Origin of the sequence: Qipengyuania aquimaris (assembly GCF_020171965.1) — a bacterium.
Lineage (GTDB): Bacteria > Pseudomonadota > Alphaproteobacteria > Sphingomonadales > Sphingomonadaceae > Qipengyuania > Qipengyuania aquimaris_A.
Window position 1 is genome coordinate 1,442,630 of the sequence record NZ_JAIUZK010000001.1, and the last position, 21,191, is coordinate 1,463,820.

The 21,191-nt window shown below is 62.9% G+C and carries 27 protein-coding genes; 16 read left to right on the plus strand and 11 right to left on the minus strand.

Annotated elements, in window-relative coordinates; all coding sequences use genetic code 11:
- Positions 1-13: 13 nt before the first annotated feature.
- Both LCM24_RS07145 and LCM24_RS07150 read right to left on the minus strand, forming a co-directional pair.
- Positions 14-1,336 carry a DNA-packaging protein gene (locus LCM24_RS07145; protein ID WP_224803350.1) on the minus strand — a complete coding sequence of 441 codons (1,323 nt, stop codon included), beginning with the start codon at positions 1,334-1,336 and terminating at the stop codon, positions 14-16.
- 8 nt (positions 1,337-1,344) lie between these two features.
- Positions 1,345-1,974, minus strand: a complete 630-nt coding sequence (locus LCM24_RS07150) for a hypothetical protein (RefSeq protein ID WP_224803351.1) — start codon at positions 1,972-1,974, stop codon at positions 1,345-1,347.
- A 213-nt stretch (positions 1,975-2,187) separates the two neighbouring features.
- On the opposite strand from LCM24_RS07150, the gene LCM24_RS07155 reads away from it, so the two are divergent.
- Positions 2,188-2,826 carry a YqaA family protein gene (locus LCM24_RS07155; RefSeq protein ID WP_224803352.1) on the plus strand — a complete coding sequence of 213 codons (639 nt, stop codon included), beginning with the start codon at positions 2,188-2,190 and terminating at the stop codon, positions 2,824-2,826.
- A gap of 1 nt (position 2,827) precedes the next feature.
- On the opposite strand, the gene LCM24_RS07160 is transcribed toward LCM24_RS07155, so the two are convergent.
- Positions 2,828-3,463, minus strand: a complete 636-nt coding sequence (locus tag LCM24_RS07160; RefSeq protein ID WP_224803353.1) for a Crp/Fnr family transcriptional regulator — start codon at positions 3,461-3,463, stop codon at positions 2,828-2,830.
- Positions 3,464-3,563: 100 nt separating this feature from the next.
- On the opposite strand from LCM24_RS07160, the gene LCM24_RS07165 reads away from it, so the two are divergent.
- The gene (locus LCM24_RS07165; protein WP_224803354.1) at positions 3,564-4,409 is read left to right on the plus strand and encodes a sterol desaturase family protein; all 846 of its coding nucleotides are present in this window, start codon (positions 3,564-3,566) and stop codon (positions 4,407-4,409) included.
- Positions 4,410-4,466: 57 nt separating this feature from the next.
- On the opposite strand, the gene LCM24_RS07170 is transcribed toward LCM24_RS07165, so the two are convergent.
- The 4 genes from LCM24_RS07170 to LCM24_RS07185 form a co-directional block, all read right to left on the minus strand.
- Positions 4,467-4,898, minus strand: coding sequence for an OsmC family protein (locus LCM24_RS07170; RefSeq protein WP_224803355.1), 432 nt, complete (start codon positions 4,896-4,898; stop codon positions 4,467-4,469).
- A gap of 58 nt (positions 4,899-4,956) precedes the next feature.
- The gene (spt, locus tag LCM24_RS07175; protein WP_224803356.1) at positions 4,957-6,213 is read right to left on the minus strand and encodes a serine palmitoyltransferase; all 1,257 of its coding nucleotides are present in this window, start codon (positions 6,211-6,213) and stop codon (positions 4,957-4,959) included.
- Positions 6,213-6,455 (minus strand): acyl carrier protein, encoded by a 243-nt coding sequence (locus LCM24_RS07180; protein WP_160596069.1) that lies wholly within the window; start codon positions 6,453-6,455, stop codon positions 6,213-6,215. The genes spt and LCM24_RS07180 overlap by 1 nt, the downstream gene beginning before the upstream one ends.
- A 118-nt stretch (positions 6,456-6,573) precedes the next feature.
- Positions 6,574-6,942: a response regulator gene (locus LCM24_RS07185; RefSeq protein ID WP_224803357.1), complete on the minus strand. Its 369-nt coding sequence runs from the start codon at positions 6,940-6,942 to the stop codon at positions 6,574-6,576.
- A gap of 131 nt (positions 6,943-7,073) precedes the next feature.
- Here LCM24_RS07185 and LCM24_RS07190 point away from each other — a divergent pair, with 131 nt between their 5' ends.
- From LCM24_RS07190 to LCM24_RS07210, 5 genes are read left to right on the plus strand one after another with little or no spacing between them, the layout of a single operon-like run.
- Complete coding sequence (locus LCM24_RS07190; protein WP_412093797.1) at positions 7,074-7,280, plus strand: DUF3572 family protein; 207 nt, start codon at positions 7,074-7,076, stop codon at positions 7,278-7,280.
- The gene (locus LCM24_RS07195) at positions 7,277-7,906 is read left to right on the plus strand and encodes an HAD family hydrolase (protein WP_224803358.1); all 630 of its coding nucleotides are present in this window, start codon (positions 7,277-7,279) and stop codon (positions 7,904-7,906) included. Before LCM24_RS07190 ends, LCM24_RS07195 begins: the two co-directional genes overlap by 4 nt.
- Entirely contained in the window at positions 7,903-8,361 is a 459-nt protein-coding gene (locus LCM24_RS07200; protein WP_224803359.1) for a RidA family protein, read from the plus strand. The genes LCM24_RS07195 and LCM24_RS07200 overlap by 4 nt, the downstream gene beginning before the upstream one ends.
- Positions 8,339-9,106 (plus strand): glycerophosphodiester phosphodiesterase family protein, encoded by a 768-nt coding sequence (locus LCM24_RS07205; protein WP_224803360.1) that lies wholly within the window; start codon positions 8,339-8,341, stop codon positions 9,104-9,106. Before LCM24_RS07200 ends, LCM24_RS07205 begins: the two co-directional genes overlap by 23 nt.
- A complete protein-coding gene (locus tag LCM24_RS07210) occupies positions 9,103-10,236 on the plus strand; it encodes a GNAT family N-acetyltransferase (RefSeq protein ID WP_224803361.1) in 1,134 nt (377 codons plus the stop codon). Before LCM24_RS07205 ends, LCM24_RS07210 begins: the two co-directional genes overlap by 4 nt.
- Before the next feature lie 7 nt (positions 10,237-10,243).
- Here LCM24_RS07210 and LCM24_RS07215 read toward each other — a convergent pair whose 3' ends face one another.
- Positions 10,244-10,576 carry a hypothetical protein gene (locus LCM24_RS07215; RefSeq protein ID WP_224803362.1) on the minus strand — a complete coding sequence of 111 codons (333 nt, stop codon included), beginning with the start codon at positions 10,574-10,576 and terminating at the stop codon, positions 10,244-10,246.
- Positions 10,577-10,847: 271 nt separating this feature from the next.
- Between LCM24_RS07215 and dksA the strand changes: the two genes are divergently transcribed.
- The 7 genes from dksA to kynU all read left to right on the plus strand — a co-directional run bounded on the left by dksA (position 10,848) and on the right by kynU (position 16,486).
- Entirely contained in the window at positions 10,848-11,306 is a 459-nt protein-coding gene (gene dksA / locus LCM24_RS07220) for an RNA polymerase-binding protein DksA (protein WP_160596075.1), read from the plus strand.
- Between the two features lie 120 nt (positions 11,307-11,426).
- Positions 11,427-11,792 carry a PilZ domain-containing protein gene (locus LCM24_RS07225; protein ID WP_224803363.1) on the plus strand — a complete coding sequence of 122 codons (366 nt, stop codon included), beginning with the start codon at positions 11,427-11,429 and terminating at the stop codon, positions 11,790-11,792.
- Positions 11,793-11,831: 39 nt separating this feature from the next.
- Positions 11,832-13,292, plus strand: coding sequence for an ABC transporter substrate-binding protein (locus LCM24_RS07230; protein WP_224803364.1), 1,461 nt, complete (start codon positions 11,832-11,834; stop codon positions 13,290-13,292).
- 5 nt (positions 13,293-13,297) lie between these two features.
- Complete coding sequence (locus tag LCM24_RS07235; RefSeq protein WP_224803365.1) at positions 13,298-13,768, plus strand: DUF4112 domain-containing protein; 471 nt, start codon at positions 13,298-13,300, stop codon at positions 13,766-13,768.
- Positions 13,769-13,819: 51 nt separating this feature from the next.
- Positions 13,820-14,611: a tryptophan 2,3-dioxygenase gene (locus LCM24_RS07240; protein WP_224803366.1), complete on the plus strand. Its 792-nt coding sequence runs from the start codon at positions 13,820-13,822 to the stop codon at positions 14,609-14,611.
- Positions 14,608-15,255 carry an arylformamidase gene (gene kynB, locus LCM24_RS07245; RefSeq protein WP_224803367.1) on the plus strand — a complete coding sequence of 216 codons (648 nt, stop codon included), beginning with the start codon at positions 14,608-14,610 and terminating at the stop codon, positions 15,253-15,255. The genes LCM24_RS07240 and kynB overlap by 4 nt, the downstream gene beginning before the upstream one ends.
- Positions 15,248-16,486 carry a kynureninase gene (gene kynU, locus LCM24_RS07250; protein WP_224803368.1) on the plus strand — a complete coding sequence of 413 codons (1,239 nt, stop codon included), beginning with the start codon at positions 15,248-15,250 and terminating at the stop codon, positions 16,484-16,486. Before kynB ends, kynU begins: the two co-directional genes overlap by 8 nt.
- A gap of 27 nt (positions 16,487-16,513) precedes the next feature.
- Here the strand turns inward: kynU and LCM24_RS07255 are convergent, their stop codons facing one another.
- From LCM24_RS07255 to LCM24_RS07265, 3 genes are all read right to left on the minus strand, one after another.
- The gene (locus LCM24_RS07255) at positions 16,514-18,067 is read right to left on the minus strand and encodes a phytoene desaturase family protein (protein ID WP_224803369.1); all 1,554 of its coding nucleotides are present in this window, start codon (positions 18,065-18,067) and stop codon (positions 16,514-16,516) included.
- Between the two features lie 284 nt (positions 18,068-18,351).
- Positions 18,352-19,380 (minus strand): S41 family peptidase, encoded by a 1,029-nt coding sequence (locus LCM24_RS07260; protein ID WP_224803370.1) that lies wholly within the window; start codon positions 19,378-19,380, stop codon positions 18,352-18,354.
- Positions 19,377-19,985 (minus strand): HNH endonuclease, encoded by a 609-nt coding sequence (locus LCM24_RS07265; RefSeq protein WP_090477349.1) that lies wholly within the window; start codon positions 19,983-19,985, stop codon positions 19,377-19,379. The genes LCM24_RS07260 and LCM24_RS07265 overlap by 4 nt, the downstream gene beginning before the upstream one ends.
- Positions 19,986-20,101: 116 nt before the next feature.
- Between LCM24_RS07265 and gluQRS the strand changes: the two genes are divergently transcribed.
- A complete protein-coding gene (gene gluQRS / locus LCM24_RS07270; RefSeq protein WP_224803371.1) occupies positions 20,102-20,932 on the plus strand; it encodes a tRNA glutamyl-Q(34) synthetase GluQRS in 831 nt (276 codons plus the stop codon).
- Positions 20,933-20,941: 9 nt separating this feature from the next.
- Complete coding sequence (locus LCM24_RS07275; protein WP_090477353.1) at positions 20,942-21,172, plus strand: HIG1 domain-containing protein; 231 nt, start codon at positions 20,942-20,944, stop codon at positions 21,170-21,172.
- Positions 21,173-21,191: the final 19 nt, after the last annotated feature.

The window sequence follows — 21,191 nt, forward strand, 5'->3', positions numbered from 1 at the left end:
GGTTTTCCTTGGGTCAGATGTTTCGGATTCTGGGACGCGCATTCTTGCCCAGCATCAATTCGCTGAGCGCCCAGACCAGCGCGTCGGCGCGGTCGGGGCTGTTGCCGGGGCCTTCGTATGTGCCGCCTGCCATGAGGCCGCACAGCTGGTCTTCGAGCAGCGCGAACATGTCCGCATGCACCACCCGCCCGCTTTCGTAGAGCGCGGCGACGGGTTCTGCGCGGGCCGCCTTGCCCCGGCTGGCATGGACGAGCTTCAGTGGCAGGGCGAGATCGGCGGCGCGCAATACGCTCGCCACCATGTCGCCGCCCTGGTTGGCTTCGGCCACGACCCGGTCCGCATTCCAGACCTGGGCGGCCTGCGCCACGGCCCGAGCCCAGCGTTCGGGCGTCGGCTTTTCGACCGAACAATCGGCCAGCACCTGTGCCACGCCGCCCGCGCCAAGCCCGCAGACCATGATCCCGCATTCATCGCCGCGCGAGGAGGCTGGCGGGTCGACGCCGATCACGATGCGCAGCGGCGGATCGCCCAAGGCATCGTTGCGGCAGCGTTCGATCAGCGCGCGGTTCCACAGCGCGCCTTCGATATCGTCGAGCAGCATTCCGTCGAGTTCCTGTAGGCCCAGGGCACTGTTGCCGAATTCGGCATCCATTGCCGCAAGGAACTTGGTCGGCAAATTGGCCGCATTGTCTCTCGTGGTGCCACTGGTCAGCACCAGGCCTTGGGTGCGCTTTTCATCGAGCAAGCGGCGCAGAAGCGGCACGGCGCGCGGCGTGGTCGTCGCCATGACGCGCTGGTCCCGCCCTAACCTCAGCCCAAGCAGGAGATTGTCCCAGCTGCGCGTCGCGCGCTCGTGACTGTTCGACCACTTGGCCACCTCGTCGCACCAGGCGTGACTATGCTGCGGACCGCGCAAGGCTTCGGGCTCCGCGGCCGAATAGAGGGTGGCCATGGCCCCGTTGGGCCAGCTGATCCGCCGCAGCGAGGGCTCGAAGGTCGGCCTTTTGTCGGGCGCGCAGCACGCGATGATCCCGCTTTCGCCCTCGACCATGACGGCGCGCGCTTCGCCGAGACTTGCAGCGACCAGCGCGATTCTCGCCTGCGGATCGTTATCGGCGATGCTGCGTACCCATTCCGATCCCGCGCGCGTCTTGCCGAAGCCGCGGCCAGCCATGACGAGCCAGATGTACCAGTCGCCCTCCGGCGGAAGCTGGCCGTCATGCGCGTGGTTCTGGAAGTCATAGGCAAACTCTCCAAGTTCTCCCTCGCTCATGCCGTCGACATGATCGGCCAGCTCCTCCTCCTTGAGCCTCGCCCAGACCTCGGGGCGCGACATTGGGCGGTTCATGGGTGCGGGCGCTCCGGCTGGATGTCGCGTCCCGCGACCTTCTTGCGAAGCTCGTCGACCTTGCGTTCGATGGAGGCGCGAACCTCGGCGGCACTGACATTGGCGCGGGTGGCGCGTTCCTGCGCGATCGTCTCCTTGTGCGCAGCGAGCAGGCGCAGCGCTGCGGTAACATCCATCTTGTGGGCAGGGGCCGGATCGCGAAGGTATCCGAGCACTTCCATTTCCAGATTGGCATACCCTTCGAAAAGCGCGGCGCGCCAGTCGCTGGCAAAGTCCTCGCAGCTGCGGCGGGTGCGATAGGCCACGCGCGGGGCGATACCCGCCTGTCTTGCCGAGCCTGCGACATTGGAGGTTTCCGCAAGCGCATCGAGGAAGACGCGTTTCCACTGGCGAGGGGCGGGGCGCTCCTCGCTGTTGCGGATGCGCTTGCTTTTCCCGCTGTTGTAGGCGGCCAGCGCCTGTTTCCATTCCGCATCGAAGGAGGCGCTGACCTTGCGCCGGTTATAGGGCGGCCCGGTGGTTATTCCGGCGGCATGCGCAGCTGCATTGACCTTGCCGTATTCGCGCAATGCCTTGAGGAATGCGGCTTCCCAGGCGTGGCGGGCAGAAGATCGTGATTTTCCCATGGCTCCCTCCCGATCCGGCGGACGCATGAAACGCAAAAGGGCGACCTGCCGGCCGCCCTTTCGAGTGAATCACACTATCGCGATGTTTCATTTCTCTAGCCAAATAGCGTCACGATGTCAAGGAAAAAGAACCAAATAGGTTATACGGTGACGCTTGCCTACGCAGTCCGGGTGCCTTAGGTCGCTGGCTTCGATTTCGAGGGTCAAACGAACATGCTGCGCAGCCTCTACAACTGGACGATGGACAAGGCCGCGCACCCGCATGCGGTCTGGTGGCTGGCATTCTTCTGCTTCGTGGAATCGTCTTTTTTCCCGATCCCGCCGCATCCTCTGCTCGGCCTCATGTGCCTTGCCGAACCGAAGAAGGCGGTGAAGTTCGCTCTCGTCGCGACGCTGGCATCGGTCGCGGGTGCCTTGCTCGGCTATGCGATCGGGTGGGGCCTCTACGATACGGTCGGCGTCTGGCTTATCGGCGCGCTTGGCCTGACCGAGGCATTCCCCGTCGCGGCGTGCCATCTGCGCGAATACGACTTCGAGGCGATCCTGATCGCCGGGGCGACGCCGGTGCCGTTCAAGCTGCTGACCATCACGGCGGGCTTCGTCGGCATGAACCTCGTCACCTTCGTTCTGTCGAGCCTGTTTGCCCGCGCCCTCATTTTCATGACGGTGGGCATTCTGTTCCGCGTCTTCGGCGCGCCGATCAAGCAGGTGATCGACAAGTACCTTGGCCTCGTCACCACGGCCTTCGTCGTCCTGGTGGTAGGCGGCGTGCTGGTCCTCACGCAGCTGGGCGGCAGCGAGGACGAGGAAGGCGGCGTGTGCAGCAACCCGCCCGCCATCGACGCCAGCTGATCTAGTCCAGCGCGAACTGCATCAACCGGTCGCGGTCGCGCACGATGATCGTGCCGTACCCGCGCTCGATCAGCTTGGCCTGCTGCAGGATCCGTAGCGCGGCGTTGGCCGTGACACGTGTTATGCCGAGCAGCTCGGCAAGTTCCTGCTGCGTGATTTCGACCCTTGCTTCGCGCCGGACCTCCCCTGCCAGGTTGACGAGAAGTTCGGCCATTCTCGCCGGATTGGTCCCGCGCCGCATCCCGGCCAGCAGCGACAGCGTGTCCTGCAACTGGTGGGAGAGGGCGCCCAAGAGCGCTCTCATCGAGGCGGGGTAATTGCCCAGCGCATCGAGGAAGCGGTGTGCCGATATGTGCCTCAGCGTGCTTTGCCCGCGCGACACGGCATCGACGATGCGGGGGCGGTGGGAGAATACGGCGAGCTCTCCATAGGAATCGCCCTTGCCGAGAAGGGCGACCGCGCGAAAATCTCCTTCGCGCAGGAACTGGCCGACCATGACCTCGCCGGCCTCGATCAGCCAGAAACCATCCGCCATCTCTCCGCGCTGCTGGATGATCTGGTCGTCCTCGTAGCGCCGCTCCGCCGAACCGCGCAGCAGGTGGGCCTGCAAGGCTGGATCGAGGCTGGAAAACAGCATGGGCGACACCAGCGAGCGCCGAGTCGGGTCAGAATGTAAAACATTTGACATTATTTCGCTTTGGTAAACGCTAGGCCCGGATTCGACAAGGGAGAGACCCATGCCTGCTTCGACCATTGCGATCATCTGCATCTACCTCGGCTTCGCCCTGCTGGAGCTGTGGCGGACCAACCTGTTCCGCAAATCGGAACAGACCCGCGACGATGGAATCGTGGAAGCGGTCAGCATGGTCATGCTGCTCGGCCTGACCCAGCCTACCGTGCTGTTCACCTCGGCCACACTGGCAGGCATCATCGCACCGCAATGGGAAGGAGCCTTGTCGGGCATCAATATCTTCCTGGCGATCGGGCTGTTCCTGATCCTCGACGACATGATGCAGTACTGGTGGCACCGCGCGAGCCACAGTTTCCACTGGCTCTACAACCTCCATCGCGCGCACCATAACGCGAGATACATGAGCGTGAGGCTCGTGTACCGGAACAACATATTCTACTACGCGATGATGCCGGGCATCTGGCTGTCGGGTGTGCTGATCTACCTCGGCCTTGGCTGGGTCTATGCCGGCTATATCGTGGTGAAGCTGCTGGTCATCACCGGCGCGCATTCCGACGTCGCCTGGGACAAGCCGCTCTACAAGATCAGCTGGCTCTCTCCCGTCATGTGGGTGGTCGAACGCACCATCTCGACTCCCGCCACGCACCATGCGCACCACGGCCGACACGCCGATGATCCGGCGGTGCAATACAAGGGCAATTACGGGAACCTGCTGTTCTTCTGGGACGTGCTGTTCGGCACTGCGAAGATTACGCGCAGCTTCCCCAAGAGCTATGGCGTCGAAAACCTCGCGCCCGCGACTTTGGGCCAGCAGCTCATGTGGCCGATCTTCCCCGAGAACCGGGAAATGGAACCTTCAGTTGGAGAGGAGGCGACCGCCAAGGTCGCCTGACGGGAAAGGCCGGCCGGTTCGCAACCCCCGGCCGGCCTTTCTCGCGAAGAACCGGGCTCAGCCTTCGAACTTGGTTTCGAGAGTAATGTCGCAGTTCAGCAGTCTCGAGATCGGACAGTTGGCCTTCGCATCGGCGGCCAGTTCTTCGAACTTGGCCTGGTCCATACCCTCGACCTTGCCCTTCGTGGACAATGCGGATCGGGTGACGGTGAAGCCGCCATCCTGCTTTTCCAGCGTGACCTCTGCACTGGTGACCACTCGGCCATCGGTGAAGCCTGCTTCCGCTAGCTTGAAGGACAGGGCCATGGTAAAGCAGCTTGCGTGCGCCGCGGCGACGAGCTCTTCGGGATTGGTCCCTGGCGCATCCTCGAAGCGGGTGTTGAAGCCATAGGGTTGCGCGGCCAGCGCACCAGATCCGGTCGAGACGTGTCCCTTGCCGCCCTTGCCAAGGCCTTCGTAGGTTGCGCTGCCGCTATTGGTCGTCTTCATCTGATCGTTCTCCTTCATGGAAGGAGACGAGCAGGCGGGGATGCGCGTTCCCGCCGGGTCAGATTATCCCGACGGCCTTGCCCGATTTCTCGAAGATTTCGAGGATTTCGCCCACTTCCTCTTCGCTGTGTTCGGCGCAGAGGGAGCAGCGTAGCAGGGTCATGTTGGCAGGCGTTGCCGGCGGCCGTGCGAGGTTCACGTAGAGCCCGTTCTTGATCAGCGCTTCCCACATGGCCGCGCCCTGCTGGAGGTCGGGCATTATGACCGCGATAATCGCGCTTTGCGGTTCGTCGGTGCCGAGCTGGAAGCCCAGATCCTTCAGCCCCTTGTGCAGGTTCTTGGAATTTTCCCAGAGATGCGCGCGCTTGTTGGATCCGTGCATGAGCTTGCGGATCGAGGTGCAGGCGGTCGCCACCACGCTCGGCGGGAGCGAGGCGGTGAAGACGTACGGGCGGCAGACGAGGCGCATGATGTCGAACTTCGGGTGGTTCGAAACGCAGAAACCGCCAACCGTGCCGACGCTCTTGGAGAAGGTGCCGATGATGAAATCGACATCGTCGATCACGCCGGCGCTTTCGACCACGCCGCGTCCGTTTTCGCCGATGAAGCCCATGGAGTGCGCTTCGTCGACCAACACCATCGCGCCGTATTTCTTGGCGACGGCGACCATTTCTTTGAGCGGTGCGATATCGCCCAGCATCGAGTAGACGCCTTCGAGGATGACCAGCTTCCCGGCATCCTCGGGGATGCGCCGGAGGCGCTTTTCCATCGCTTCGATATCGTTGTGCTTGAAGGGCACGACTTCGGCATTGCCCATCGCGCAGCCGTCCCAGATGCTGGCATGGCTATCGATGTCGAGGACGATGTAGTCGCCCTTTCCGGCTATGGTGCTGATGATCCCAAGATTGGCCTGGTAGCCGGTGGAAAAGACCATCGCATGGTCCATGTCGTAGAAGTCTTTCAGCGCTTCTTCGACGTCCTTGTGCCCCTGGTAGGTGCCGTTGAGAACGCGGCTGCCGGTCGTGCCCGATCCGAAATCGGCCAGCGCCTGCTTGCCCGCTTCGACCACGTCCGGGTCGAAGGTCATACCCATGTAGTTATAGGTGCCGAGCAGGATCGTCTCGCGCCCGTTGCAGATCGCGCGGGTCGGCGAGAGAACCTTTTCCATGACGAGGTTGAACGGGTCCTCGACGCCGCTGTCGAGCAGGCCCTGGCGCATCGCGATGATGTCGTCGAACTTGGAGAAGAGATCCTTGTCGCCCGCGTGTCCTTCGAGCGCCTGCGGCTGGTCCGGCTGGGAGATACCCTCGCTCATCAGTCGGCCTGCATCTTGGTCACGGCATCGACGAGCTGGCCGTATTTCTCGATCTCGGCCTGCTGGTTCATGCTGATGATGATGTCGAATTCGTCCTCGATCTCGGCGACGAAATCCATGACGGTCAGGCTGTCGAATTCCAGGTCGTTCTGGAAACTGGTGTCTTCGGTGATGGTGACGCCCTTCTTGTTGAAGGGTTCTGCGATTTCGCGGATTTTTGCGTCGACTTCGGCACGGTCCATGAAGGGTCCAGTCCTTGTTATGTTACAGCGGCAGGGGCGACCCGCGGCGCTTGCAGTAGATAATCAATGGGCGGCAAAGCGGTTTCCGGACCCGCTTGTCAAGCGTGGGCGCGCTATCTCATTCGCCGACAAGGCGCCGCACGGCGGCCATAAAAGGGCCGATCGATACCGGTTTGGCGAGGTAATCTTCCGCGCCCGCGCCACGGATGCGCTCCTCGTCGCCCTTGCCCGCATAGGCCGTCACGGCGAGCACCGGCACCTTGGCGAGATCGCCATTGTCCTTGAGCTCGGCGATCAAATCTACCCCGCTCACACCGGGCAGCTGGATGTCCATGATGACGAGTTCGGGCGCGAACTTGCGGGCGGTGGCGATGACATTGTTGCCATCGGCGACCGGCACGACCTCGTGGCCGTTGGCTTTCAGCACGTCACAGAACAATTTCCGGTTGAGGTCGTTATCCTCGACAACGAGTATTCTCTTTGCCACGTGCTTGCCGTCTCCTGCGATCTGGCACCAGGGCATAGTGACAAGCGAAAGGGCTGACAATTCTATCCAACGACAAATCCGGCGAAACCCGCGCACCCGAAGTCCTGGCGCTTGAGGCACTCGGCTGGGCGCTGGTCGACGACCGGCGTGCCGAGCGGTTGCTGTCCCTTACCGGCCTGACGCCCGAACGCCTGCGCCATGGTATTGGCGAGCGCGCAGTGCAGGCGGCCGTGCTTGAATTCCTCGCAAATCACGAACCCGACCTTATCTCGGCTGCCGATGCGCTGGGCACGACGCCCGAAGCGCTTGTCGCTGCCCACAGGAGCCTGTCTGCATGAGCCGCCCCCTGATCATCTCCGATTGCGATGAAGTCCTGCTCTACATGGTCTCGCCTTTCCGTGACTGGCTGGACGAGACGCAGGGCGTCGAGTTTCGCATGAACGGTAATGATTTCTCCCAAGCATTGAGGTGGCAGGAAACCGGCGAGATACTTGCGCCCGACGACATCTGGCGGATGCTGGGCAAGTTCTTCGATACCGAAATGCACCGCCAGTCGCCGATCCCGGGCGCCATCGAAGGCATCAACGAACTGGGCGAGCAGGCGGACGTGGTCATCCTCACGAACCTCGTCGACAAGCGCCAGCAGATGCGAACCCAGCAGCTTGCCGACCACGGCCTCAACGCCCGCGTCTTCACGAACCAGGGCCCCAAGGGTCCAGCGCTGCAGCGCATTCTCGACGAATACAATCCGACCAAGGCGATCTTCATCGATGACCTTGCCCAGCATCACCGTTCCGCGCGCGAAACGATCGGCCAGATTACGACGCTGCACCTGTGCGGCGAGCCGATGCTGGCACCGCATATCGACTGCGCGCATACCTCCGGCCATGCCGATGCGCGGATTGACACCTGGGAACACGCCCTTCCGTGGCTGAAGGACGAACTCGAAAAGGAAACCGCATGATCATCGAAGCAAGGCTGGAAGAATTGGGCATTACCTTGCCCGAAGCGGCCGCACCGGTAGCCAGCTACCAACCGCTCGTCGTGTCCGGGCAGACCGCCTACATTTCCGGCCAGCTTCCCTTCGTCGATGGCAAGCTTGTGACCGGCAAGTTGGGGGCGGATGTGTCGCTCGAACAGGGTCAGGCAGCGGCCCGCGCCTGCGGCCTGATGATCATGGCGCAGCTCAAGGCTGCAGGCTTGCTCGAGCGGGTCGAACAGGTCGTCAAGCTGGGCGGCTTCGTCGCGAGTACGCCGGACTTCACCGACCAGCCCAAGGTGGTGAATGGCACCAGCGACCTCATGTTCGAGGTTTTCGGAGACGCGGGCCGTCATGCGCGCAGCGCTGTCGGCGTGCCGGTCCTCCCGCTCGATGCAGCAGTAGAGGTCGACGCGATTGTCGCTCTTCGCCCCGCTTGACCGGCTGATCGTACCAGCCCCCGATCCTGCGCGGGTCGGGTGGCTGCGCGACTGGACTTATGCGCACAGAGGCCTTCACGGCCCGGGCCGGATCGAAAACGGGCCGAGCGCCTTTCGCGCCGCCGTGGAAGCGGGCCTCGGGCTCGAGTGCGATATTCAGCGCAGTGCCGACGACTGGCCGATGGTCTTCCATGACTGGGATTTCGCTAGGCTGGTCGGGCGCCCGGAGAAGACCGAGGCGCTGACCCGTGAGGAATGGCGCGAACTCGCCTATCTCGAAAGCGAGGACCGGCCGATGGACCTGCCCGAGTTGCTGGCGATGGTCGCAGGCCGCGTCCCGCTGCTGATCGAGATCAAGTCGCGGCGCGGCTACGATGTCGAACTCACCTGCCGCCGCGTGGCTGATGCGCTGGAAGGCTATGCCGGCCTCCATGCCGTGATGAGTTTCGATCCGCGCGTTTCGCGCTGGTTCGCAAGGCACAATCCGCAAACGGTGCACGGCCTCGTCATGCGCGAGGATGATCACGGCTACACGCAGTCGGCGGCCAGCCGCCATCTCGCTTTGTGGGCCGCGCGCCCCGAATTCATCGCCTACCACGTCGCAGCCCTGCCGAACCCGATGGTCGCGGAACTGAAGGCGCGCGGCATGCCGGTCCTCACTTGGACGGTGAACTCGCCCGAGAGCCGCGCGGTCGGAGAAAACCATGCCGATGCCCTCATCGCGGAAGGAGCGGGGCTGGCGTGAGCGAAGGCGAACTTGCCGCAAGGGTTGCAGGATCGGTCGGCGCGATCGAGAAAGATGCCTGGAATGCGCTTGCAGGCGACAATCCCTTCATGCGTCATGAATTCCTGACAGCACTTGAAGATTCGGGCAGTGTCGGCGCTGGGACCGGCTGGCAGAGCGCGCCGGTCATCATTTCGTCCGAGAATGGCCCGCCGCTTGCTGCCTTGCCCGCCTATCTCAAGGGCCACAGCCAAGGCGAATTCGTCTTCGATCACGCCTGGGCCGATGCATACGAGCGGGCAGGGGGCGAATATTACCCCAAGCTCCAGATCACCGCGCCTTTTACACCCGCCACGGGTCCGCGGCTGTTGCTGTCCGACGACAGCCTTGCAGCTCCGCTCCTGAAAGCTGCCGAGCAATTGTGCCTGCAGAACGGTTTTTCGGGTGCTCATGCGACCTTTATCGAGCCGGACCAGATCCGGTTTTTCGAAGCTGCCGGATGGCTGCTGCGCAAGGACATCCAGTTCCATTGGATGAACCGCGACTACGGGAGTTTCGACGATTTTCTCGCCTCGCTCACCTCGCGAAAGCGCAAGGATCTGCGCAAGGAGCGGGCAGCCGCGCAAGCCGGTCTAGAGATTGTCAGGCTGACGGGAGACGATATCCGGCCCGAGCATTGGGATGCATTCTGGGTATTCTACCAGGATACCGGCGCGCGGAAATGGGGGCGTCCCTATCTCACCCGCGATGCGTTTGACCTGTTCGGCGAGCAGATGGGCGAGCAATTGATACTGGTTCTGGCGCTGGAAGATGGCAATCCGATTGCCGGTGCGCTCAATTTCATCGGCGGCGAGGCCCTATACGGACGGTATTGGGGGTGCACGAAAGACGTGCGCTTCCTGCATTTCGAGCTGTGTTATTACCAGGCAATCGATGCCGCGATCGAACTCGGCCTGTCGCGCGTCGAGGCGGGTGCGCAGGGCGGTCACAAGCTGGCTCGCGGCTATGAGCCGGTGGAGACCACTTCCGCTCACTGGATCGCCGACCCCGGCTTTCGCGAAGCCATCGCGGATTTCCTCGAGCGCGAGCGCAAGGGCGTTGCCGCGGATCGCAATTACCTTGGTCGCCGCACTCCGTTCAAGCGCGGCTGACCGGCGTTCAGGCGACCTTGCGCTGTCCTTCGTTGAGCCACTGGCGGGCGCGGCGCTGGGCTTCGGAAATTTCTCGCGCCGTCATTTCGTCGGACACGTCCGCACGGCACCAGGCCGCTTCTTCGTGGCCCTTGGATGCAGCGATATTGAACCATTTGTGCGCTTCGATCATGTCGCACACGACACCGTGGCTTCCAGTCGAGAAAGCAACTCCCAGATCGTAAAGCGCGTCGATGCTACCCTTGGCATACTGCGCGAGGCATTCGGCGATCGTGGCTTCGCCTTCATTGGTCTGGTCGATACGGCCTGCGCCGCCTTCGATGCTCGTGAGTACGGTCATTTCGAACTTCCCCCATTGCCCCGGCCCCCCGCCGGGTGAGGACAGTCCTCGCCCTTTATGGTCAATAAAAGGTTAACGCGGATTCGTACATCTGCGCTTTCGATGCGTCGAATTTGCCACAGGGCTCTGGAAGTCTCCGGATTGCTCCTTGTGCGGCGCCAAGCTGCGACCTATAGGCCGCGCCATCTAGGAAGCGACACGGGACCGGAAAAATTCGGCCCGGCGGGTAGGAGCAGCTTCGAGTACCTTGGGTAGAAGGAATACGGGATCAATGGCCACTTCGGCTTCGAGTGTCTCCGAAAAACTTGCAAAGGCGAAAGCCGCCGTCGACGACAATTATGTCCCGTCCGATGACGAAGAGTACATGAGCGAACGGCAGCTCGACTTCTTTCGCGTGCTGCTGCTCGACTGGAAGAAGTCCATCCACGATGCGGCGGGACAGACGCTGCAGTCGCTCCAGGACGGGCCGATCCGCGAACCCGATCTCAACGACCGCGCATCGTCCGAAACCGATTGGGGCATCGAACTGCGCACCCGCGACCGCCAGCGCAAGCTGATCTCCAAGATCGATTCTGCGCTGCGCCGGATCGACGAGGGTGAGTACGGCTATTGCGAAAAGACGGGGGATCCCATCGGTTTGCGTCGCCTGATCGCGCGGCCGGTAGCTACCATGACCGTGGAAGCGCAGACCGCCCACGAGCGCCGCGAAAAGATCTCGCGCGACACCTGACCAGCCGCGCAAATCTTGCGGGCGAGGTAACCATTTCTTCACGGGCAATCGCTAGCTTGCGACGTTACGACGCATGGCACTTCGCCGTGCCTGGAACGAGCAGCCTTGGAGCGATTGGCCTTGTCTTCGATCGACACGCGACATCTCAATCGGGATAGCCTTTTCCTGACGGCGGAAATCCGCCTCGACAGCGCGAACGAACTGTCGCGCGTGAAGGTGCGCAACCTGTCGGACGGAGGCATGATGGCAGAAGGCCTCCTGATGCTGTCGCGCGGGGACCGTGTGGTCGTCGAACTGCGCAACATCCGGCCCGTGAGAGGCACTGTCGCGTGGGTGCAGGGCAACCGCATGGGCATTGCTTTCGAGGAGGATATCGATTCGAAAGCCGCGCGGGCGCAGCCTGTCCAGTCGGAGTCCGAAGCGCCCCGCTACGCTCGTCTGGTTGGCAAGTTCGCGCAATACGGCAACGGACTGCGTAAAATCTGACCGGCTTGCGCGAAACCGTGTCGCTGCTAACCCAGCGTCATGCGTTTCCCGGCAGCCCTTATCGCAATTCTGGCACTGGCCGCCTGCGACAATCGCGAGGATGACGGCGTCGTCGACGTCGCATTTATCGGTGCGCCGTCCGATGCTTTCGAGACCGGCCTGCGGATCGGACCGGCAGCCCAGCATATCCGTGCCGCTACGCATCAGGGCCTGGTCAGGCTGAACTCCGACGGGCAGGTGGTGCCCGCCATTGCCGAACGCTGGATCGTCACCGACGATGGCAAAAGCTATATCTTCAGGATCACCGAGTTCGATTTGCCGGATGGCTCGCGCCTCACCGCCAATAGCGTCAGGGATTCGCTGGTTCGCACGTTATCCCGGCTCGAGGGGACCAGCCTGGGGCTAGACCTTGCCAAGGTTGCCGATGTGCGTGCGATGACCGGGAGGGTGGTCGAAATTCGCCTCAAGAGTGCTATGCCCGGCCTCCTGCAACTGCTCGCGCAGCCCGAACTCGGGATTGCCGGAGAGTTCGCGCGCACGGGACCGCTGGTGGCCGCGAGATCGGACGATGCGGTCAATCTCGAAGTAATGCCGCCCGAGCAACGCGGCCTGCCGCCGCAGCAGGACTGGGAAGAAGGCCTGCGCTCTATCCGCTTCCAATCCGTAGGTGCCGAAGAGGCGGCACAGGGTTTCGCGCAAAACCGGTACGACCTCATGCTTGGCGGGCGGATGCAGGACCTGCCACTTGCATCCACCAGCACCTTTGCCCGCGCCAGCGTGAGGCTGGACTCTGCGGTCGGACTGCTTGGCTTTGACGTCGTCCGCCGCGAAGGTTTCCTCGCATCTAGCGAGAACCGCGAAGCACTCGCGCTCGCCATCGACCGCAGCTCGATTGCAAGGGCGCTGAGTATCGAGGGCTGGAATGCGTCGAACCGCATCGTGCCGGACGATTTGCCCGCGACTGTCGCCCGAGCCCCGGCGCGATGGGACGGGTTGTCGCTCGACCAGCGCCGCAGCAGGGCGGCTCAGCGCACCTCGGCGTGGACCAATGCCAACGGCCGCGCGCCGAGCATCTCGATCGCCCTGCCCGAGGGGCCCGGTTCGGATATTCTGTTCGAGCGTCTTAAAGCCGACCTCGGCCAGGTCGGCATCACTGCGCAGCGCGCCGAGAACCGCCGTTCGGCAGATCTCGTCCTGCGGGACCGCGTTGCGCGGTTCGCCGGTACCCGCTGGTTCCTCAACCAGTTCAATTGCAAGGTTTCGCCGCAGGTCTGCTCGGAAGATGTCGACTTCCTCGTTTCGCTATCGGTCGATGCCCAAAGCCCGGACGAGGAAGCGTCCTACCTCATCGAAGCGGAGCAAAGTCTGACCTCGCTAAACTACTATATTCCGCTCGGTGCGCCGATCCGCTGGGCGCAGGTGCGCTCTGATGTAGAAGGCTTTTCCGAGAACCCCTGGGCCTACCATCCCTTGTTCCCGCTCACCCGCGCGCCCATCTAGGGGTAATGGAAGACAATCGCCTCACTCCGATAGAGCCCTATCAGGGCGGCCAGGATCGCACCGAAAATCGCGCATATGCGCAGGGTTTCACCTTCGATTTGCCCACCGGCAGCGATCCGCAATCGATCCGGCGCAGGGTCGAAGCGCTCGAAATGATCCTTGAACGCAGCATGGTCCTGCCGGGCACGAATTACCGCATCGGTCTCGACACGATCGTGGGCCTTGTCCCGGTGGTGGGCGATATCATTACCGCTGCAATGGGCAGCTATATCGTGTGGGAGGCGCGCAATCTCGGCCTGCCGAAGTGGAAGCTGTGGCACATGCTCGGCCGGGTCGGTTTCGACACCGCAGTCGGTGCAGTGCCGCTGGTTGGTGACGCCTTCGACGTGCTCTACCGGTCCAATACCAAGAACCTGCGCACCATCCGCAAGCACCTCGACAAACACCACCCCGAAACGCGGATCATCGACCAGTAGTTTCGGTTGCGACCATTGCGCGTTGTGCGTCCCAGCCATAAGGCAGGGCGCATGACGCAGGACGTAACGTATTCCAGCTATCTCGACCTAGATCGGATACTCGCCGCCCAGCATCCATCCTCGGATGCGCATGACGAGATGCTGTTCATCATCGTCCACCAAGCCAGCGAACTGTGGCTCAAACTGTGCCTGCACGAACTGTTCGCGGCGCGCGATTGCATTGTCGAGGATCGCCTCAGGCCCTCGTTCAAGATGCTGGCGCGGGTGGCACGGGCGCAGGGCCAGCTGATCCAGAGCTGGGATGTGCTCAGCACGATGACGCCGCACGATTATTCGACCATCCGCCCCCATCTCGGCGGGTCGAGCGGGTTCCAGAGTGCGCAATACCGCATGATGGAATTCCTTCTCGGCGGGCGCAATCCGGACATGGTCACCATGCACGAAGCGACGCCCGAAGTGGCGGCGGATTTGCGCGCGGAAATGCAGCGCAAGAGCATTTATGCCGAGGTCGTTGCGCTGCTCGCCCGGCGCGGCTTCGCCGTTCCGGACGCAGTACTTGATCGCGATGTCGGAGCCGCATGGGAGCACTCCTCCGAAGTCGAGGCGGCATGGGCCGAAATCTACCGTTCGCCCAAGGAGCACTGGGACCTTTACGAACTGGCCGAGAAGCTGGTCGATCTCGAATACCATTTCCAGCGCTGGCGCTTCGGCCACCTCAAGACGGTTGAGCGGATCATCGGCTTCAAGCGTGGCACTGGCGGCACGCCGGGCGTTCCCTACCTCGCCGGCGTGCTGAAAGCGGCTTTCTTCCCCGAATTGCTGAGCGTGAGGACCGCGATATGAGTTCTTGGCGCAGCTCGCTCCGCATCTGGGATATCAGCCAGGTCCTGCGCCCCGGACTGCCGGTTTGGCCGGGCGATACCGAGTTCGGTTTCGAGCGGACGTGGCGGATGGAGGACGGCTCTCCCGTCAATGTCGGGAAGATGACGATGACCACCCACTCCGGCACCCATGCCGATGCGCCGCTGCACTACTCCGCCGACGGAATGGATGCCGCGAGCATGGAGCTCGACCCCTTCATCGGGGAATGTCTTGTTGTGGATGCCCGCCGCGTTTCCGGCGAAATCGACGTCGCCGACCTTCCGCACCTCGACAGCGTCGACCGCGTGCTCTTCCGCACCTGGGACAGCTTCCCGCATGACGAATGGCGAAGCGACTGGACGCCGATTTCGGCAGAGGCGGTCGAGTGGCTGGCGCTGCAGGGCGTAAAGCTGATTGCAACCGACGCGCCGAGCGTCGATCCGCAGGATTCCAAGACGATGGATGCCCACAAGGCGGTGGCGAAGAATGCGATGCGTATCCTCGAAGGCCTCGTGCTCGACGGGGTGGAGGAAGGGCGATACGAATTGATCGCCCTGCCGCTCAAGGTCGGAGGCGGCGATGCGGGCCTGACCCGCGCAATTCTGCGGGAAATCCCGGATGCTTGAGCGCGCACGCAGTCTCGATGCCGCCGATCCGCTGGCGCAATTTCGCGAGCGGTTCGATGTGCCCGAAGGTGTTGTCTATCTCGACGGCAATTCCCTCGGCTGCCTGCCACGCGCCACGCCGGCGCGGCTGGAGCAGGTGGTGCGCGAGGAATGGGGTCGCGACCTCATCCGCAGTTGGAACAGCGCCGACTGGATCCACCTCCCGCAGCGTGTCGGCGGCAAGATAGCACCGCTGATCGGCGCGCAGCCACACCAGGTCATCGCGTGCGACAGCGTCTCGGTGAACCTCTACAAGCTGATTTCTGCAGCCCTCGCGATGCGGCCCGGGCGCAAGGTCGTATTGAGCGAGCCGGGCAATTTCCCGACCGACGTCTATATGATCGAAGGGCTTGAAAAACAGGGGCTTGCGGAACGCCGGCTGGTCGAGCGCGAAAGTTTGCTCGAGGCGCTCGACGAGGACGTGGCCCTGCTGCTGCTCACCCATGCACATTACAAGACCGGCGAGCTATTCGATATGGAGGCGCTGACCCGCGCAGCGCATGACAAGGGCGCGCTGGTGCTGTGGGACCTTTCGCATTCCGGCGGGGCTCTTCCGGTGCATCTTGCTGATTGCAAAGCGGATTTCGCCGTCGGTTGCGGGTACAAATATCTGAACGGAGGGCCGGGCGCCCCCGCATATGCCTTCGTCGCAACTGCACACCATATAGCCGATAATGTAGAGGACTCGGCTCTTCGCCAGCCACTTTCGGGCTGGATGGGGCATGCAAGGCCCTTCGCGTTCAGCGACGACTATACGCCAGCAGCCGGGGTCGACAGCCTGCTGTGCGGCACACCCGGAATTCTCGGCCTCGCGGCGCTGGAGGTCGGCGTCGACCTCATCGCCGAAATCGGGATCGAGCGGCTCTATGCCAAGTCGCAAAAGCTGTCCGAATTCTTCCGCCAATGCCTCGCGGAAAACGGTGTGGAGATGGAACTCGTCAGCCCGCCCAACCCGGCGGAGCGGGGCAGCCAGCTCTCGTTCCGGCATCAAGAGGCCTACGCCATCTGCCAGGCCCTGATCGCGCGGGGCGTGATCGGCGACTTCCGCGATCCCGACATCCTGCGCTTCGGCTTCGCTCCGGCTTACCTACGCTTCGAAGACATTGCCGAGGCTGCCAGGCACCTGGCCGAAGTGCTGGACAGCGGCGAATGGCAACGGGCCGAATTCCAGGAGCGCGCGGCAGTTACCTGAAATCCGCAACAGGATGGTGAGCTGACCTCACTTTTGTAACTGCTTGAACACTTTCGGATCGACACTCGCCGCCGCAAGAACGCCGCCCCACAGCGCGCCGGGAATGCCCGGGCTCGCGACGTCCTGCCCTGATAGGAAGAGGCCCGGTATCGGGGTCTTTGCCCTCAATGCATCGGACACGACCCTCTGCGGCGTTACATCGAGACCATAGAAAGCGCCATCGCGATGGCCGGTGAAAGTGACAGTAGTGAGCGGGGTAGCCAATTCGCGATACACGACCAGCTTCGCAAGCTCGGGGAAACGGCGCTCGAATTGCCTGAACAGCGCTTCTTCTGCCCTCCGCTTGAAATCGGCATAATCGTCGCCCCTCTCACCAATAGGCATGCCCGACCATCGCTTGACGGGCTCCCAATCGGCCCAGGTCAATACTTGTCCGGTGTGTTGCTGGCGTGGTCCCGGATCGTGGGCCGGATCCTTCAGCGAGCCAAAGGCAATCGCGACAAAAGGAGGGTCCTCATCAGGCGCGCCTGTCCAGATCACATCGGTTTCGCCCGTTGGATAAAACCAGTGATTACTCTTGGTAGCCCCGGCAGCTTCGATATCGCCTTCAAAGCCCAGGAAGAGTGTGTAGTGCGCGATACTGGAAGGCAGTGCCCGGATTTCGGCAATCCAGTCCTCGTGTTGCGAACCGGCCGGTACGAATGCGTCGACGGTCTCGCGCGCTCCGATATCTGAAATGACCGACTTCGCCCGGATTTCTTCACCGCCAGCTGTCCGCACGCCGACTACCGCGCTCCCTTCGAATACGAGCTCTGTAACTCTCACTCCGGTTCGGACATCGCCTCCTGCCTTGGTAATGGTGGGCAGGATATGGTCTGCGAAGGCTGAGCCACCGCCTTTCGGATACCACGATCCGGCCTTCAGATAGGATGCAGCGATCAGGGCATGCATTGCGAAGCTGGCCTTGTTCGGGCGCCCGCCATGATCGCCCCATTGCGCGGTCAGCACTGCAGCCAGTTCGCGATCTTCGACCAGATCGTCGACAACTTCCTTGGTCGTTCGCTTGCACCATTTTTCGATTTCGTGGCTGTTCCACCAATCGAGGATGTCACCAGCCAACTCCGGCATTGCCCGGGTCGGGAAAATCTTGAGCATGGCTTCGCGGCCCTTACGCAGCGCCACGGTCCAGGCTTCAATCGCTTCCTTTTCGTGCGGGAAGCGATCCTTCAGGTCCCATTCCTGCGCCTCGTAAGGCCTGGACAAGGCCAGCGGCTCCGAAGAGCCGATGTGAATTACGTCGTAGACCGCCCCCAGCGACACCAGTTCGATCGGCGTGTCGCATAGCCAGTCGAGAATTGCGCGTTCGCGCTCTCCCGGCGCCATGTAGCTGAGGTAATGAAGCCCCACGTCCCAACTGAACCCGTCGCGTTCGAAGCTATGGGTAAGGCCGCCTGGGATCCGATGCTGTTCCAGGATCAGCACCTTCTGCCCGACCCGGGCGAGGGCCGCACCGGAAGCCATCCCGCCAATACCGGAACCGACAACGATAGCGTCCCAATCGGCTTGTTGAATATCGGACATGATTGCCTCCTCGATGATCCGAGAGATCCAGATCTATAACATCAGGGTCATCACGCGTGGCCGGCTCTCGCCTGACCAGTCAGGGTGCGGCGACATCATCGCAGCTTACACCGTCACAATCAGGCGACATTGATCGAGATCAATTGCTTGGAAGGCGGTCGCCCTTCTCCCTAACCCTCGACAAAGGCATGATTGCCTAACCCCGCAATTGGGTGAGTGGCGGTAAATCGGGGGACCGGAGCTGCCTGCGCCTGCCTTGGCCTCGCAGACGCCTTAGCGGGCGGTCATTTCTCCGAAGCGCCCGATATCGCGCATTGCCCGCGTAGCCACTCCAGCGCCGGTTCGAGGGCGTCGCCCTCGACCTCCTCGTCGGGGATTAGCGGGCCTTCGATGACCGTGCCGTCGCGATAGGCGACCTTGCTCGAGGTGACGCCTAGAACGGCGCCGTCGCTGAGTTCGAAGGGGCGGACCGCCGTGGTGTAATTGGCCGACCGCGCCCCGAAACTGCGGCTGTCGGTGCGCCCGGCGAGCGCAACGGCGACCATTTCTCCGGTGCTGGCAGTGCGCGGCCCGAAGATGACGGCAATCGGCGTGTCGGAATTGGCGATCGCGTATTTCGGTTCGCCCGTATCGACTTCGGCGCCGCTCTGGGACGAGATCGCCTCTTCGCCCCTGACCCAGGCTGCGCGGCCTTCGATGCCGACGAAATAGCCGAACGGCCCTTCGCCCAGCAGCGGGTCCAGCCCGTTGAGCATCGGCCACATATTCCCGCCCGAGTTGCGGGCGAGGTCGATCACCCAGCCGCAGCGGGCGGACGGATCGAGCCGCTGCACGGTCTCGACCAGCACATCGCGATATTGCGCGCCGACATCCTCGTTCCCGCCCACCGTCGTCAGGCGGGGGAGCATGAGATAGCCAATGTCGCCATCCAGCGCTTCGCCCTCTGGCATGGGCGGTGCGCCGGCGTCCTTGCCGGACCGCCCATTCGATTGCAGGCGCGGCTGCGGTACGTAGAGGTAGCCATGATTGTCCCCCATCGCGACCACCGCTGCGCGCAGGGCGGAATGCGTGTCGCGCGGGGTCTGTGCGTGTGCGGACAGCACCATGACGGCTTTGCGCATGGCATCCCAATCGACCTGCTCGCGGTTCATGTGGAACCGCTGGAGCAGGTCCAGCGCATGCTCGACATAGGCGGCGGGGGTTTCCGGCTCTGGCGGCGCCGCACCTTCCTGCGCCTCAACCGGCGCGGCGAGGGCAAGGGCGGCACAGGCCGCAGCCAGCGACCAGCGGTTTGGCAGTGTCGCCAGGCTCACGCCTCCAGCTCGATGTCCCAATAAAGCCAGTCCCGCCAGGTTTCGTGCAGGTAGTTGGGCGGGAACATCTTGCCGTGCTGCTGCAACTGCCAGTGCGTCGGGCGGATCGGCTCGTGATAGAGCGTCATCCCAGCCTGCTTCGGCGTGCGGCCGCCCTTCTTCATGTTGCAGGGCGCGCAGGCGGTCGCGATGTTCTCCCACGTCGTCTTCCCGCCCAGGCGGCGCGGCACGACATGGTCGAACGTCAAATTGTTCATGTCGCCGCAGAACTGGCAGGAAAAGCGGTCGCGCAGGAACAGGTTGAAGCGCGTGAAGGCCGGGAATTCGGACGGTTTCACATATTGCTTCAACGCGATCACGCTGGGGATCTTCATGTCGAGATTGGGCGAATGGACCTCGCGCTCATAGGTCTCGATCACGTCCACCCGGTCGAGGAAGATCGCTTTGATCGCGGTCTGCCAGGGCCACAGGCTCAGCGGATAATAGGATAGCGGCGTGTAATCCGCATTGAGCACGAGCGAGGGACACGATTCCAGATTTCGTGTCGGATCCTCGTCGGCGCTGCGGAAACGAGCCGCGCGTTCGAGTAACTCAGCCTTGAACATCAGTCGTAGACACGTGCGCGTCCCTCCCCGATGAGGTTGAGAATGCACTTGCAAACAAAAGGGTCAAGACTGTTACAGACAGGCTATCCACAAGCTTATCCAGCGAGTCCCGTCACTTGATCGTTTCCCGCTTCGCCCCAAGCCCCAATGGTTCGCTGCATCTCGGCCACGCCTATGCGGCGATCGTGGCGCACGATCTGGTGCGCGAGCGGGGCGGGCGTTTCCTGCTGCGGATCGAGGATATCGACGGCGAACGCTCGCGCCCCGAACTGGCCGACGAATTCCGCGCCGACCTCGAATGGCTGGGGCTGGAATGGGAAGAAGTGCCCGCCCAATCGACCCGGCTGGCTAGTTATGAAGCGACCGCGCGCGAGCTGCTGCATCGCGGGCTGCTCTATCCATGCACCTGCACGCGCGCGGATATCCAGGCGGCGGAACCGCGCTTCGGGCCGGAGGGCGCGATCTATCCCGGCACCTGCAAGGGCCGCCTGCTCGATCCCGAAAAGCCGGCCGCGCTGCGGCTGGACGTGGACCGCGCGATGGCCGAAGTGGGCGAGATTTTCTGGGAGGACGAGCTGGCCGGGCTCATCATGGCCGACCCGCGGCCCTTCGGCGATGTCGTACTGGTGAGGAAGGACGCACCCGCCAGCTACCACCTCGCCATGACGCTCGACGATGCGGCGGACGGGGTGACATTGGTCACACGCGGGCAGGACCTGTTTGCGCTCACCCATGTGCACCGGGTGCTGCAGGCGCTGCTCGACCTGCCGGTGCCCGACTGGCACCACCATCCGATCCTGGTCGACGACACCGGGCAGAAGCTGGCCAAGCGGCGCGGATCGCCGAGCCTAGCCGATCGCCGCCTTGCGGGCGAGGACGGTCGGGAACTTGCCGACGCGCTGCGCGCTGAAGAGTTTCCAACTGGAATTTCGCTCGTCAGTACCTAGGTAGGGCCCATGAACACTGTCTTCGTCATCCTCATCCTCGCGGCCATGATCATGGTCGTCGTGTCCCTCGTTCGCGGCGTGGTGGCCTTCCTCCAGTCGACCAAGATCGACCTGCAGAGCGGCGAGCAGGTGGATGCCACCGAAATGCAGCTGAAGCAGAACAAGGCGATGATGGCGCGCGTCAAATGGCAGGCGGTGGCCATCGTGATCATGGCGATCATGCTCGCCGTCGCCGCCTGATCCGGCCAGGCGGGCTCAG